The 15,248-nt window shown below is 38.6% G+C and carries 16 protein-coding genes; 9 read left to right on the top strand and 7 right to left on the bottom strand.

Annotated features, from left to right (window positions below; translation table 11 throughout):
• The first annotated feature begins 27 nt into the window (after positions 1-27).
• The 7 genes from ABC371_RS20725 to ABC371_RS20695 all read left to right on the top strand — a co-directional run bounded on the left by ABC371_RS20725 (position 28) and on the right by ABC371_RS20695 (position 7,082).
• A complete protein-coding gene (locus ABC371_RS20725) occupies positions 28-480 on the top strand; it encodes a MarR family winged helix-turn-helix transcriptional regulator (protein WP_136379128.1) in 453 nt (150 codons plus the stop codon).
• 112 nt (positions 481-592) lie between these two features.
• Positions 593-1,336 carry a GTP cyclohydrolase II gene (locus ABC371_RS20720; RefSeq protein WP_412898532.1) on the top strand — a complete coding sequence of 248 codons (744 nt, stop codon included), beginning with the start codon at positions 593-595 and terminating at the stop codon, positions 1,334-1,336.
• A 154-nt stretch (positions 1,337-1,490) separates the two neighbouring features.
• Positions 1,491-2,864, top strand: a complete 1,374-nt coding sequence (locus ABC371_RS20715) for an aldehyde dehydrogenase (protein ID WP_412898531.1) — start codon at positions 1,491-1,493, stop codon at positions 2,862-2,864.
• Between the two features lie 222 nt (positions 2,865-3,086).
• Complete coding sequence (locus tag ABC371_RS20710; protein ID WP_412898530.1) at positions 3,087-3,677, top strand: cell wall hydrolase; 591 nt, start codon at positions 3,087-3,089, stop codon at positions 3,675-3,677.
• A gap of 105 nt (positions 3,678-3,782) precedes the next feature.
• Entirely contained in the window at positions 3,783-4,745 is a 963-nt protein-coding gene (locus tag ABC371_RS20705; RefSeq protein WP_412898529.1) for a nucleoside hydrolase, read from the top strand.
• A 195-nt stretch (positions 4,746-4,940) separates the two neighbouring features.
• Positions 4,941-5,285, top strand: coding sequence for a DUF4257 domain-containing protein (locus ABC371_RS20700; RefSeq protein WP_412898528.1), 345 nt, complete (start codon positions 4,941-4,943; stop codon positions 5,283-5,285).
• 177 nt (positions 5,286-5,462) lie between these two features.
• Positions 5,463-7,082, top strand: coding sequence for an ABC-F family ATP-binding cassette domain-containing protein (locus ABC371_RS20695; protein ID WP_412898527.1), 1,620 nt, complete (start codon positions 5,463-5,465; stop codon positions 7,080-7,082).
• A 37-nt stretch (positions 7,083-7,119) separates the two neighbouring features.
• Here ABC371_RS20695 and ABC371_RS20690 read toward each other — a convergent pair whose 3' ends face one another.
• Positions 7,120-7,338, bottom strand: a complete 219-nt coding sequence (locus ABC371_RS20690; RefSeq protein ID WP_412898526.1) for a spore germination protein — start codon at positions 7,336-7,338, stop codon at positions 7,120-7,122.
• A 109-nt stretch (positions 7,339-7,447) separates the two neighbouring features.
• Positions 7,448-7,633 carry a hypothetical protein gene (locus ABC371_RS20685; RefSeq protein WP_136379120.1) on the bottom strand — a complete coding sequence of 62 codons (186 nt, stop codon included), beginning with the start codon at positions 7,631-7,633 and terminating at the stop codon, positions 7,448-7,450.
• Between the two features lie 172 nt (positions 7,634-7,805).
• Here ABC371_RS20685 and ABC371_RS20680 point away from each other — a divergent pair, with 172 nt between their 5' ends.
• Entirely contained in the window at positions 7,806-7,961 is a 156-nt protein-coding gene (locus ABC371_RS20680) for a hypothetical protein (RefSeq protein ID WP_412898525.1), read from the top strand.
• Positions 7,962-8,032: 71 nt separating this feature from the next.
• On the opposite strand, the gene ABC371_RS20675 is transcribed toward ABC371_RS20680, so the two are convergent.
• Both ABC371_RS20675 and ABC371_RS20670 read right to left on the bottom strand, forming a co-directional pair.
• Positions 8,033-8,227, bottom strand: a complete 195-nt coding sequence (locus tag ABC371_RS20675) for an alpha/beta-type small acid-soluble spore protein (protein ID WP_057996587.1) — start codon at positions 8,225-8,227, stop codon at positions 8,033-8,035.
• Positions 8,228-8,340: 113 nt separating this feature from the next.
• Positions 8,341-9,273, bottom strand: coding sequence for a CobW family GTP-binding protein (locus tag ABC371_RS20670; protein WP_412898524.1), 933 nt, complete (start codon positions 9,271-9,273; stop codon positions 8,341-8,343).
• Positions 9,274-9,578: 305 nt separating this feature from the next.
• Here ABC371_RS20670 and abc-f point away from each other — a divergent pair, with 305 nt between their 5' ends.
• A complete protein-coding gene (gene abc-f / locus ABC371_RS20665; RefSeq protein WP_412898523.1) occupies positions 9,579-11,273 on the top strand; it encodes a ribosomal protection-like ABC-F family protein in 1,695 nt (564 codons plus the stop codon).
• 49 nt (positions 11,274-11,322) lie between these two features.
• Here abc-f and ABC371_RS20660 read toward each other — a convergent pair whose 3' ends face one another.
• From ABC371_RS20660 to nadC, 3 genes are all read right to left on the bottom strand, one after another.
• The gene (locus ABC371_RS20660) at positions 11,323-13,254 is read right to left on the bottom strand and encodes a TRAP transporter permease (protein ID WP_412898522.1); all 1,932 of its coding nucleotides are present in this window, start codon (positions 13,252-13,254) and stop codon (positions 11,323-11,325) included.
• 15 nt (positions 13,255-13,269) lie between these two features.
• The gene (locus ABC371_RS20655) at positions 13,270-14,283 is read right to left on the bottom strand and encodes a TAXI family TRAP transporter solute-binding subunit (protein WP_412898521.1); all 1,014 of its coding nucleotides are present in this window, start codon (positions 14,281-14,283) and stop codon (positions 13,270-13,272) included.
• 61 nt (positions 14,284-14,344) lie between these two features.
• Entirely contained in the window at positions 14,345-15,196 is an 852-nt protein-coding gene (nadC, locus tag ABC371_RS20650; protein ID WP_412898520.1) for a carboxylating nicotinate-nucleotide diphosphorylase, read from the bottom strand.
• Positions 15,197-15,248 lie beyond the last annotated feature (52 nt).

Genomic DNA, 15,248 nt, shown 5'->3' with positions numbered 1-15,248 from the left:
TTCAAGATAATGAAAAGGGTGGAAAGTATGGAAGCGAATGAAGCAATCAATGTTCCTAACCTCTCCTTAAAATTTTTTGTCATTCTATCTCGAGCATTCCGATCTGTGAATGAGCGGGTTGAAGAGGATGTAAAAGGATACGGATTAAACTTAACAGAATTTGCCGTGTTAGAACTTCTTTATCATAAAGGGGACCAGCCAATTCAGCATATTGGTAAAAAGGTCTTATTATCGAGCGGAAGTATAACCTATGTGGTTGATAAATTAGAAAAAAAGAACTTCCTTCTTCGAAAACCATGTCCTAAGGACCGTCGTGTTACATGGGCGTCCATTACGGAGGAAGGTAAACAATTCATGGATACGGTTTTTCCAAAACACGAGGAGGCAATTGAAGAAATTGTCGGAGGTTTGACTGATTCTGAAAAAGAAGAAATGATGGTTCTCTTAAAAAAGTTAGGTTTTCACGCTGAAAAATTATAAAAGATAACTGAAGTGTATATTACTTGACCTCCCTTTAATAAAAATACTATACTTTCAAGACAAAGAAGAGAGAAATTTATTTAGTAGTTGTTGTGAGAAAGGGAGAATGAATATGGTTTCTAAAGAGGTAAAGAGCCTTCTTTTAAATAAAATGAAAATGATTCAAAAACCAGGCGAACAGGATATCTGTTTAGTTGGACCTGTAACGTTACCTGTTCAGTTAGATGATCAAGTCGTGACATTTAAATGGTATACATGGTTAAAAGTTGAGGATGAAATGGGCACTGAGGAAGTGCTGGATTCCCTTTCTAAAACGAACCTAGCCGCTATGCAACAATCATCTGTGCTTGTATATGGTGATTTTGACACTGAAAATGAGGCCCTTATTCGCATGCACAGTATATGTCATACGGGTGATATTTTTGGAAGCAAACGCTGTGATTGTGGGTTCCAATTGCGTGAATCGATGAGAATGATCGTTTCAAATGGTTGTGGTGCCCTCTTTTATTTAGCCAATCATGAAGGTAGAGGGATTGGGCTATTTTCAAAATCACTGGCATACATCCTTCAGCAAGAAGGGCTTGATACCGTGGAAGCCAATCTTGAATTAGGCTTTAAAGATGATAGCCGTAATTATGAGGATGCGATTCGTGTACTCACGGATTTACGTGCGAAACCTGTTACGTTAATTACAAACAATCCGAAAAAATTAGCTGCATTACAAGAATATGGACTTTTATCTGACACACATATCCCACTTTGGGGGGATATCTCTGAATACAACAAAAAGTATTTAGAAACAAAAGTTGAAAAATCAGGCCATATTCCAGTAAAAGAAAAAATAACAGTCATTTAATAATTCGATTCAAAAGGTAAGCCTAAAACTCTGGGCTTACCTTTTTTATATCAGATAGTTGTATTATCTTTGTTTTTTGTAAAAAAATAGAGGAGAATTGCATAGTCTTGTACTATTTATAATGTAGAGTCTCGTTGAAATGGGGGAAACAGTAGTGGAAAGCTATGGGGCGCTTATTAAAAAGCAGCGTGAATTCTTTTCGACAGGTAAAACAAAGGAAGTTTCTTTTCGAATTGACACTCTTAAAAAGCTTCGAAATCTGATTAAAACACATGAAAAAGAAATTATGGCTGCATTACATACAGATTTAAATAAATCGGAATTTGAGTCCTACACGACAGAGATTGGGTTTGTCTTGGAGGAACTGCGTTATACGTTAAAACATATTGAAAACTGGGTAAAGCCGAGAAAGGTAAAAACAAGCTTAACGGGCTTCGGCAGTAAAAATTATATTTATCCTGAACCATATGGGGTGGTACTGATTATTTCACCTTGGAATTATCCTTTCCAATTGGCATTCGCTCCCTTGATCGGAGCAATCGCTGCTGGAAATTGTGCGATTTTAAAGCCTTCAGAGTTAACACCAAAGACGTCGGAATTACTAACAAAACTGATTGGTGAAATTTTTCAAGAGGATTACATCGCAATTGTAGAAGGTGGAGTTGAAACTAGTACGGCCCTTTTAAATGAAAAAACAGACTATATCTTTTTTACAGGAAGTGTTGCTGTTGGAAAGGTGATTATGGAGGCAGCATCCAAGCGTTTAACACCCGTAACCCTTGAGCTAGGAGGAAAAAGTCCATGTATCGTTCATAAGGATGCGAATCTTCCGTATGCGGCAAAGCGGATTGCATGGGGAAAGTTTACAAATGCGGGGCAAACCTGTGTGGCGCCAGATTATTTGTATGTCCATCATGAGGTGAAGGATGAATTTTTGAAGTTATTAAAAGAAGCAATCCAAGAATTGTATGGGAATGCTCTAAGTGAGAAAAGCCAGTTTACTAAAATCGTTAGTGACCGGCATTTTCAGCGCTTAAAAACCTTTATATATAATAGTGGAACCATTTATCTTGGAGGAGAATCAGTTGCTGAGAAGCTCCTGATTGCTCCAACGGTCCTAACTAACATTACATGGGATGACCCAATCATGGAAGATGAAATTTTTGGGCCGATTTTACCTGTGATGGAGTATGAGGACATTTTAAAAATCATCGATGAAATTAACCAGCACCCAAAGCCACTTGCTTTGTATATTTTTTCAGAGGTTGAACGGGTGCAAAACAAGGTGCTTGAGTCGATTTCCTTTGGTGGGGGCTGTGTGAACGACACGGTTTATCATTTTGCTTCGCCACATCTACCGTTTGGAGGTGTTGGGGAAAGTGGAATTGGGGCTTATCATGGCAAGGGAAGCTTTGATGTCTTTTCTCATGAAAAAGGAATTATGAAGCAAACAACACGATTTGATTTACCATTCCGTTATCCAACAACCAAGCATGGGTTAAAGTGGATAAAAATGTTGATGAAATAGCCGTAAAATGGTTGAGATGTTTGTAAAGTTCAATCCGTATTTTTCCCTCATGTCCATAATTTAGGTAGAATTTTAAGTGAGGATTATTTTTCCATGTGTTTTTTCAGACAACGTGTAGCAATGGCTCTCGCATTCTGCCAATTTTTGGACAATGAATCGAAATATTACAGCTGTTACCCTTCTAGTAGAGACAAAAACGACGACTACTAGGAGGAATATAATATGAAAAACCTTAAAAAGATTGGATTTGCAACAGCCCTAACATTTTCTTTATTAGCAACAAGTGTGAGTGCATCGGCAGCAACTCATACTGTTCAATCAGGTGATACATTTTGGAATCTTGGCATGAAGTATGGTGTATCTGTATTAGAACTTAAGAAAATGAACAATCGAACAAGTGATATGATTTATCCAGGCGAAGAGCTTGAAATTCCAGTATTAGTAACGAATGAAGAGAAAGAATTGCTTGCACGACTTGTACATGCGGAAGCAAAGGGTGAACCCTATGCAGGAAAGGTTGCCGTGGCAACTGTAGTGTTAAACCGAGTGGATTCATCAGAATTCCCAAATTCTATTAAAGACGTTATTTACGAAAAAGCTTCAGGAGGATCATATGCATTTAGCCCAGTGGCAGATGGTTCAATCAATCAACCAGCTGATGAAGAATCAAAACGTGCTGTAGATGAAGCTCTTACGTTTCGTGGACAAGGGAACGGATCTTTATTTTTCTTCAATCCAGACAAGTCTTCAAATCCATTCATGATGTCAAGAGAAGTCACAACTATTATCGGTAATCACCGATTTGCAAAATAATATTAAGGCTAAAGCACCTATTTCAACTACACAGAAATAGGTGTTTTTTTCGTATGCCCTTCATATAGTGAGTATTATACAAAAATATTGAAGGGAGCAAAAACGATGGCAGCAGCTAGGGTGTTATTTTTCGGGGACCCGGGAATTGATGATTCACTTGCAATTATGTACGGATTGCTCCATCCAAATATTGAGATTGTCGGCATTGTACCCGGTTATGGAAATGTTGAGCAAGAACAAGCTGTTCAAAATGTGGCGTATTTATTATCCCTTGCTGGTAATAGAGATATCCCGATCATTGCGGGGGCAAAAGGTCCATTATCTGGAGAATTTACTCCTTATTATCCTGAAATTCATGGGGAAAAAGGGCTTGGTCCCATTCGTCCACCCGATACATTACAAGCGGGAGAGTTATTAAATTTTGATAAGATTTTTAAAATTATTCAAAAATATGAAAACGAACTCTATATCGTCGATGTCGGGCGATCAACCTCACTTGCAATTGCCTTCCTCCTAGGCGGTGAAGTTATGAATAAAGTAAAAGGCATTTATGTAATGGGAGGGGCTTTTTTTGTTCCCGGAAATGTCACTGCCGAAGCTGAGGCGAATTTTTATGGGGATCCGATTGCCTCAAACCTTGTTTGTGAACGTGCACAAAACCTTGCGATTCATCCGCTGAATATTACAATCCAAGCCCTCATGACTTCCGATATTGTTGATACGATTGTCCACTATGGAACTCGCAATCCATATCGCGATTTAATACGTCCCATTTTTGATTATTATTATGAATTTTATAAGAAAAGCGTACCTGGAATTAAAGGTACTCCGTTACATGATGTTGTTGCTTTAAGTGCAATTGTGAATCCATCAATTGTGCAATATGCATATCGTAGGGTCAGGGTAGAAATGTTTGGGATTTTAAAGGGAGTGAGTGTCGCGGATTTTCGAGCAAACCCTGATAAGGAACCACCTAAAGCATTAGACCGAATTGCCTTGCGCTTTGATTATAAAACATTCATTACTGATTTTGTTCAAGTAATGACGATGGGGGATGTAGATAGGTAGTAATATGCAGTCCTTTCGGAGTCCGAAGCAATTTTATAAGAGGAATTAGTGCATTAGTAGTATGAATATTTTTTAAATTTTCGGAAAATATACCCAAGCTTTCTTATCAACATTTGGCATATAATGTGAATAAGGAAGCTTCCATATTTGCCTAAGGTCAAGCATTACTAAATCTGGACTTTAGGGGGTGATGACATGTTGTTACATCTCTTGCTAGCAATCTTTATTGGTGGCTCTATGGGGTTGTTGGGACATGCTAAAAAACAGGGGAAAATCGAAAAACCTCGTGTGACAAAACGCTTCATCTACCTCGGCTTCTTAGAAGAAATGATTATCGGAACCGTTGCGGCAGTTTTAGTCGTAGCATCGAGTGACACAGAATCGATTTTTCGAGTGGTGTTCCTCTCTATTTTGGCAGGTTACGGGGGAGAAAGGATCATGCAAAGAGTTGAATTCGTGAGACGTGCTGAAAGACAAACGGAATTGCCAGTGGAAACAAATCAAGAACAGGAGAGCAATAAGAAGAATGATGCCATTTGATTTAAAACAAGAAAAAAAAGAAAAGCGTGATGTATTCTAATCGACTCTTTTTGCAGGAAATCTGTGAAAAGGGTCATTTTTATGTTAATCTAAGCCTTTGAACTGCTAGAACTAGAGTTGTGTCTATTAAAATGGTATAATCAGAAGCAGTGACATGAAATGGAGGATTTATAATATATGATTACAGTTACAAATGTCGGTTTGCGATACGGTGATCGCAAGCTTTTTGAAGATGTTAATATAAAGTTTACACCGGGAAATTGTTATGGTCTGATTGGGGCAAATGGTGCCGGAAAATCTACCTTTTTAAAAATCCTTTCGGGTGAAATTGAACCACAAACTGGTGATGTCCATATGACACCAGGTGAACGTCTTGCTATTTTAAAACAAAACCACTTTGAATATGAAGAACAAGAAGTCCTTAAAGTTGTGATTATGGGACATGCTCGTCTTTATGAAGTGATGCAGGAGAAGGATGCCATTTATATGAAGGCTGATTTTTCTGATGAAGATGGCATGAGAGCAGCTGAACTTGAAGGAGAATTTGCTGAATTAAATGGGTGGGAAGCCGAATCGGAAGCAGCGATCCTTTTAAAAGGATTAGGGATTCCAGAGGAGCTTCACACGAAGAAGATGGCAGAATTAACGGGTTCTGAGAAAGTAAAAGTATTATTAGCGCAAGCTTTATTTGGCAAACCAGATGTCCTATTACTGGACGAGCCTACGAATAACCTGGATTTAAAAGCGATTCAGTGGCTAGAAGAATTTTTAATTAACTTTGAAAATACCGTAATTGTCGTATCCCATGACCGTCACTTCTTAAATAAGGTATGTACGCATATGGCAGACCTTGATTATGGAAAAATTCAAGTCTATGTTGGAAACTATGACTTCTGGTATGAATCAAGTCAACTTGCCTCAAGAATGGCGCAAGATGCAAACCGAAAGAAAGAAGAGAAAATTAAAGAACTTCAAGCTTTCATTGCGCGCTTTAGTGCAAATGCATCTAAATCAAAACAAGCAACATCCCGTAAAAAGCTTTTAGAAAAAATTTCACTGGATGATATTAGACCATCTTCACGTCGATATCCGTTTGTCGGATTTACACCAGAGCGTGAAATCGGAAATGATTTATTACGCGTTGAAGGTCTAACAAAAACAATCGATGGTGTGAAGGTTCTTGATAATGTAAGCTTTATTATGAATAAAGGCGACAAGCTAGCGTTTGTAGGAAAGAGCGAAATCGCAATAACGACATTATTTAAGATTTTGATGGGGGAAATGGAAGCAGACAGTGGTACATTCAAGTGGGGTGTTACAACGTCCCAAGCTTATTTCCCTAAGGATAACTCGAAATATTTCGAGGGGAATGAGCCAACATTAGTGGACTGGCTTCGTCAGTTCTCACCAAATGATCAAAGTGAAAGCTTCCTACGTGGATTTTTAGGAAGAATGCTTTTCTCTGGAGAAGAGGTCTTGAAAAAGCCAAGTGTTCTTTCAGGAGGAGAAAAAGTACGCTGTATGCTTTCAAAAATGATGCTAAGTGGGTCAAACGTGTTATTGCTTGATGACCCGACAAACCACTTAGACCTTGAGTCTATTACAGCATTGAACAATGGTTTAATTGCGTTTAAAGGTTCCATTTTATTTACATCACATGACCATCAGTTTGTTCAAACAATTGCAAATCGCATTATTGAAATCACACCGAATGGTCTTGTTGATAAGCAAATGACATATGATGAATATCTTGAAAATGCTGAGCTTCAAAAACAAATAGAAGCCATGTATGCGTAATATGTAAAAAGCCGTCTTCCACATGGGAGACGGTATTTTATTCTCTTTCTGAAATGGATGAATCGTTGCCATCTGAGTCATACGTTTTGGATGAACTCACACCAGTATGAATGAATATATTAACACCTGTATTTAATGAACCAGCACCTGCATATGTTTTTCCTGTTGATGTGGGAGAAACATTAAAGGAGTTCCCGGCAATAAGTGTTCCCTCATTCCGATTAATCTCGATGGGACCTAAAAAGATTGAAGCCATATGCTCTGTACCACCTTTCAATTCTACGTAGTACTAGCATATGGCTTCTTCGAATATTATGAAAGGTACAAACCCCTAAAATCAAAAAGATAAGCCATAAAGAGGCTTATCATTTACCCAATAAAGCTAAAATACCCTTAAATATAAGGACGAAAGAAAAGACAATGATCGTAAGGACACCTACTAAAATAAATACTGAATGTAAACTTCCTAAAACGGTATCATAGGCAGTTACTTTAATAAGAGCAAAACCTGCTAAAATACACGCAACAAATAAGAATACAAATTTATCCAAGTGATTTCCCTCCTTTACTACACTATATGTCCCACTGATAGGAAAGTGAGGAAATCAAAGAATTTTAATCATTTTTTAATATTTAGGAATAAATAAGTAAAGTGTGAATAGAATGGTTTTGTTGGAAAGAAGCAAAAAAAGATAGGCTTTTAAAACGGATAGGGTGGGAAAGATGGCATTAGTAAAAAATTGTATCATTGTGTTGTTGTTTGCACTTTTGGTTGTGGGCATGATTTTATTTGGGGTAAGAACAATTGAGGCAAAAGAGAGTCCAACTGTGATGATGACGCCAGAGAACATATATGTTGAAAAAACCGTTCACTTCTAAGGAAAGTGACGGTTTTTTTAGTTTCGTTAACAAATAGAGGCCCTCAAATAAGGACCCCTAAAAAAAGATGGTTATTGTTGTGAACCATTTTTAAGCTGTTGCTGTGCCATGGCAACGAGGCGTTTCGTCATTTCGCCCCCAACGGAGCCATTAGCACGTGCGGTCGTATCTGCACCAAGCTGAACTCCAAACTCATTGGCGATTTCTTCTTTCATTTGATCTAGAGCATTTTCAGCACCTGGAACCAATAGTTTGTTTCTTGCCATGATACATCACTCCCGACTAAGTTTTTTGAGTAACCAAACGATTACTCATTTTTAAGGTGTCACGTAATGAGGAAATGATGCTTGGGAATTACGACCACTTCCTCCAAAAGTGATTATTCTATCTTCATACTTTTTTCCTCAAGCTTCTCCATTTCCGCTTTCATCCATTGGGGATCCAATTTTTCACCAATAAATACCAATGTCGCTTTGTAGTTCATTAGTTCTTTTAAATAAATGGGTGTCCCATAGGAGTATTGGAACAAATAAGTATGATTCGAATGGGTAAACTTTAAATAACCCTTAATTCGGTAAATTGTATCAGGCATCTGTCTAAGCCAATCCTCGAACAAATCAAGGTCGAGTGGATTTGTAAATGTATGGACATATGTTTTTATCTTCAAATCAAGATGGACATGGGCACGTTCATGTGGTTTGCGTTCTGTCTTTTTCACTGTACGAAGATCATCAAGCTTCACGGAAGCATACTTCGTCAATAAGCATCTTGCATCACTGTTAATGGACTGAATTTCAAAAAGCATTTGTCCTTGTTCCATCTCTGACAACTGGTCAACTTTATTAAGTAACAGCACATCGGCGTGTTGAACTTGTTCGCGTAAGAGCATATGCAATTGAGCACTTAATGAATGTCTTTCCTTCCAACGATTCACATCAATTAGGGTCACTATCGATTGGACAAATAATTGATCCGCAAATAGTGGGGACATACAGGCGTCCAGCACTTCTATTGGATGGGCAACCCCTGTTGTTTCAATATAGATCGCATCAAGATCATAGTCCTGTAAAAGTCCTTGGAGATGAACTTCAAGCTGGCCTTGAATCGTACAGCAAACACAGCCATTTAATAATTCTTTAAGAGGTGTATTTTCTGAAACGGCATTTGAATCGATAGAAACCTGACCTAATTCATTCATTACAACCGCTACTTTTCGACCTAATTCTTTTTCTTCGTTCAGAATATTTTGCAATAAAGTGGTTTTTCCACTTCCTAAAAATCCAGATAAGATAAAAACTTCAACTTTTTCCATAAAAACTCCTCATTCTTTTATATGATTACTCCTATTATAACGAATTATCGTGGATAGGGAAGAAAAGTCAATTTGACAGATTTTTTCAATGAACATATACTAGAACTAACAAAATTCGAAAGGAATGGGTAAGGGGCAATGGACAACTAATCTTATTTTGTACCGATTATTCTTATATCGAGTATCTAGAGAATAGGATTACTATGCCCATTTCCATGTCCATTTGTGTAAATTTATACAATTGTACGTTTATTTGTGGTGGGAAAAATGTGTCCTCTCTAGGTACTTACTAGGGAGGTTTTTTTATGACGATTTTAAAAATAAGTGGGGTCCACAAAAGCTACGGAGATAAGATCATCTTAAATCATATTGAATTTGACGTCCAAAGGGGCGATCGGATCGGGATTGTCGGAAATAATGGAGCCGGGAAGACGACATTGGCAAACATTTTAACGGGAAAAATGGAGATGGATAAAGGAAATATCGAAATGCCATCTGGACCGATTTCAATTGGCTATGTAAAGCAAGCTGCTGATGTTGCGCTTCATGACCTTGAGGAAGCAACGATGTCAAAAGATATGTTGAAGCAAACTAGTCAGCTTGGGTTAACGAAAGTCCAAACATGGGATCATCATCGCGGAGCTCACTTAAGTGGGGGCGAGAAGACAAAGCTATCACTGGCAAAGGTTTGGGCATCCCAAACGGATCTCTTATTGCTTGATGAACCGACTAACCATCTTGATTTTAAAGGAGTTGAGTGGCTGATTGAGGAAATGAAGGCTTTTCCGGGCGCCATCATTGTCATTTCGCATGACCGCTATTTCCTTGATCAAACAGTAAATCAAATTATTGAGATTGAGGATGGAAATTCGATCATTTACGAAGGAAATTATACTGATTTTTATAAGGAAAAGGAAAGGCAATACCAAAGTCAGCTCCATCGCTATGACAGTCAACAAAAACAAAAAGAGAAAATTGAAAACCAGCTGAGCAATTTGCAAAACTGGTCAGACAAAGCGCATCGCCAATCGACGAAGCAGGAGGGTTATAAGGAATTTTATCGAGTAAAGGCTAAGAAAATGGATAAACAAATTAAGTCAAAAAAGAAGCGCCTTGAAAGAGAACTCGAAAAAAACAAAATTGAAAAGCCAAAGGAAAAAGAGGAACTCCAATTTCATTTCAAACAGAGTAAAAAGCGGGGGAAACGAATTGTTGAAGTGAACAATGGAGGAATGAGATTTGGCGAGAGGCTGTTGTTTCAAGAAAGCCACTTTTATGTGAAGTTTGGAGAACGGATTGGCATTCTTGGTGAAAATGGCTGTGGAAAGACGACATTACTTCGTGTCATCATGGGAGAATCAACACTATCAATGGGGGAGCTCTGGAAAAGTTATTCCTTAAAAATTGGTTATTTGTCTCAGGATGTAACGGACTTGGATGAATTGAAGACAATCCTTGAATATGTTGGAATCACTGCAAAAGACAAAATGAGTGAAGCACGAACTATTTTTGCAAACATTGGGTTTCATGCAGATAAAATCAATCAGCCCATATCGTCCTTAAGCTTGGGGGAACGAACAAGGGTGAAGCTTGTGAAATTGTTATTGGATGAGGTAGATTTATTAATTTTAGACGAACCTACCAATCACCTTGATCTTGCAAGTCGCGAGTCTCTCGAAAATATGTTGCAATCCTTTGAAGGTTCGATTCTTACCGTTTCCCATGATCAATATTTTCTTGAAAAAATGTGTGACAAACTTCTTGTATTTGATAATGGTGTTATTAAAAGAGTCGAAATGGGGCTAGGGGAGTATCAGCGCAGAGGTCAGATAGAACCGAAACTGGTTACTACACAAAACAATGAAGAAGAAAAGCTGCTTATCGAAAATAAGATTAGTGCGATAATCGGTGAATTGTCATTGTTAAAAAAGGATGATCCAAAATACGAAGAGCTAGATAAAAAACTACTAGCCTTAATGAAACAGAAAAGAGAACTATGAAACATAAAAAAAGTTCAGTGCTTAACAACACTGAACTTTACCTATTTGCTTATGCCCCTTTTTGGACAGGGGTGTATGGGATCTGACGCTTTTTCTGTAATATAATAACGAAAATGAATACGATTATACCCAAACTGCTGAATAAAATATGTGGGTAGATAAGCAATAGTCCACTTATGATTAATAGTGTTCGGTCTAGTACGTTAGTTTCTGTTTGGAATCTGCCGATGATTCCGGCACTTAATGAAACAACGCCGACTACGGCAGTAATGAATGCAAGAATGATTTCAACTAGTGAACCATCTAGCAATAATGCAGGTTCTAGCACGAACATAAATGGTACGATGAAACCGACAATTCCAAGTCGAACGGCTTCTAGCCCCACTTGATTAGGGTTACTATCAGAAATACCTGCTGCTGCATAGGCTGCGACGGCAACAGGTGGTGTAATCGCCGAAAATATGGAGAAATAAACGATAAATAAATGCGCTGACATTAAGGATACACCTAACTCCATTAATGCAGGTGCTGCTAACATCGCTGTTAAAATATAAGCCGCCGCTACCGGCATTCCCATTCCTAAAATAACACAAATAAGCATAGTTAGGAATAAAGTTGGAATAAGCATACCTTCCGTTAAACCAAGTACCACACTGGTTAACTTTCCACCGAGACCAGTTGACATGATACCTGAAATTACTAACCCTGCTGCTGCACACGCGGCTGTAACAGGGATAGAGGATTTTGCACCATCGACCATTGCTTCAAAAATTTGCTTAACACCCATTCGCGTTTTTTTACGAAACCAGCTCACAAAGATAATGGCTAATACTCCATAAAAACCCGTTCTTGATGCGCTGTATCCATTTAAAAGAAAAACGAGCAAAACAACGAGTGGAATAAAGTAGTACCAGCCTCCTTTTAAGACGTCCGATACTTTAGGGATATCCTCTTTTTTTGCCTTTGGTAAATCTAATCGTACGGCCTCAAAATGAACCATGGCAAGTAAGGAGAGATAATATAAAATGCCCGGAATAATCGCCGCAATGACGATTGAAATATAAGGAATCTGTGTGATAGCTGCCATTAAGAAGGCAGATGATCCCATAATGGGTGGGAGGATGCTACCTCCTGTTGATGCCGCGGCCTCAACTGCTGCTGCGAACGAAGGTTTGTAACCAGAGCGTTTGCTAACGGGGATGGTAAACGAGCCCGTCGTTACAACATTTGCTGTCGGGCTTCCAGAAATCATCCCAAAAAAAGCACTTGTTAAAACGGCAACCTTCGCGGCACCACCTCGTGACCTTCCTGCCAAAGCAGTTGACAACTGGAAGAAAAACTCACCCGCACCTGCTTTTTGTAAAAAGGTTCCAAACAGTAAGAACATGTAAACAAAGGATGCTGCAACAGCAATCGGGGAACCCCATAATCCATTAAAACTATAAGCTAAATCTTCAACTACCTCTGAGAATGAAAATTCCCGATGCCAAATCAGTCCACCTAAATGATGACCCCATAGAGCATAGCCGATTCCAATGAATACAATGATGACAATCGGCATCCCAATCGTCCGGCGTGCTGCTTCAATACTTAACACGACAAATACGAAGCCAACTAGTATATCCAAAGAAGATAATGGGTCGACAATCGGGATCCGTTCCGATATTCGTTCAGCATGGATGTTAAAATAGATTCCCGCACCTAATGCCAAGAATGAACAGATATAGTCTATAACTGTTGGTGAAGGGCTTGTTCCACTCTTTTTAGAAAAACTATAATACATAAAAGTTAAAAATAGAATGAGAGATAAATGCGTCGCCAACAATTGAATCGGATCTAATTTCCCCCAAATCACGGACCAAACTTGGAACACCGATAGAATGGCTGCGAAACCTATAAATAAATTGAAATGTGGTCCAGTTAAGTGGCGCTTTTCACCTTCCGTGAAGGCTTTTGGTAAAATGTTTTTAAAGCCCATCATGTTGGGAGCTCCCTTCTAGAATTCGTGAATGAGTCCTTTTTCTTTTAAAAATTTTTCCGCACCTGGATGAAGCGGGACTTTCCCAACCTTACTAAAGTTTTCATCTGAAAGATTTTTAAATTCTTTATGAACAGTACTTAAGTATTCAAAGTTTTCATAGATCGCTTTTGTGACACGATACACTTCTTCTTCTGGTACATCTTTATGAACAATTAAAATCGCTGGCGTATAGACGGTACTCACATCTTGATCTAAGAAATGATAGCTACCTTTTCTAATCGTACCTCGTTCCATTCCCAATTTTTCTGCCACCACTTGAAGGATATTTTGATCTATTAATATAAATTTTAAATCATTCGTTGTGGAGGCTTCTAAAATATCACTAGAAGGAACAGATACTGCATCTCCTGTCGTATCGATTCGATTGTCTGCCATCAATTCAAAGGTTGTTGCCCCACTTAAATGATCAACAGACCCACCCCAAGATTCAATGTCTTGATAAGTTACACCGTATTCTTTTAAAATCGCTCGTGTCATAATTTCACCAGCAGAACCTCTTTGGTCAACAGCGAGTCGAATCGGGGCTTTCTTTTGAATTACCTCATCTAATGAATCAAATCCCACATCTCCCCGCGCAATCAGCTGATAATAGTTAGCAGGGATGACAACACTGATTGCCCGAATATCGGGATACGCTTTTTTATATGGCTCTGTTCCACTGAATGCCGCGTACGCTGTCATAGCGTAAGAGATTCCGTATGGGACAGTATTAGTTCCAACACTGGCAGGGTTTTCTACAATTCCGCCCGGTTCGACCGTAATCAGCGATCCTTTATATTCTCGACGAATCGATTCAGCAATCCCTTCCGTAAAAACAGACCAAGCACCGCCTGTTCGTCCACCGATGATGGTCGTTCGAATATCATCTGAAGTACCAACAGAAACCGCGCCAACCTGATTCATGCAACCTGCCAGTAGTAAACTACTTATTAATAAAATGAAAGATAAAGTCCAATTTCTTTGAAACATTATGTTTACCCCCCAATGGGTGATCTTATTGATTAAATAAATCTACACTCAACTTTTTAAATCAGAGGGATTTCTTGTTTCCTTCTTTTACCTGTAAGCTAATATCAAGGGCTTTCACCGAATGAGTTAAAAATCCTAACGAAATATACTGGACACCTGTTCCGGAGTAGGTTGCTAAGTTATCTAAGGTAATTCCCCCAGAGGCTTCGGTGATAATGCCTATTGGAACTAATTGTGTGAATTCCTTCACCTCTTCTGGGCTCCGATTGTCAAACATGATGACATCGGCACCAGCATTTACGGCTTCTAAAACTTCTTCTGCGTTTTCCGTTTCAACCTCAATTTTTACCATGTGACCGATTTTTTCGCGTACGGCTTGAACCGCTTTTGTAATGGAACCACAGTAGGCAATATGGTTATCTTTAATCATGACACCATCATAGAGGCCAAATCGATGGTTCTTGCCGCCTCCGGAGACGACTGCATATTTATCAAGCATCCGGAGTCCTGGAATGGTTTTTCTAGTGTCACAAATATGAATGGAGGGATCGTTTAAAGCCTCGACACATTTATTTGTGACCGTGGCGATTCCACTCATTCTTTGCAAGAGATTTAAAATGACTCTCTCACCAGTAAGCAGGTGAGCAGTTGGTCCGCTAACAGTTGCAATGGTATCACCAACTGAAACTCGATCTCCGTCAGAAAAACGTTGTTCGACTTTGATTGAAGGATCCAACAAATGATACGCTTCTTTAATAACGGCTAATCCAGAAATAATTCCACTTTCTTTCGCAATGAACACACCTTGACTTGTTTGCTCAATGGGAAAGATCGATTGACTAGTGACATCATGTTCACCTATATCTTCAAGTAAAAATTCCTGTAGCATTTTTCGTAATTTTAATAGATTCATAGTTTGCCTCCTCAACTAAATAAGTTTGATAATAATTTCACAAACTTAGGCA

This window comes from Bacillus jepli, assembly GCF_047238305.1.
Taxonomy (GTDB): Bacteria; Bacillota; Bacilli; order Bacillales; family Bacillaceae_L; genus Ferdinandcohnia.
Note: the sequence above shows the minus strand (reverse complement) of the source record. Positions and strands in the feature narration are given on the sequence as shown.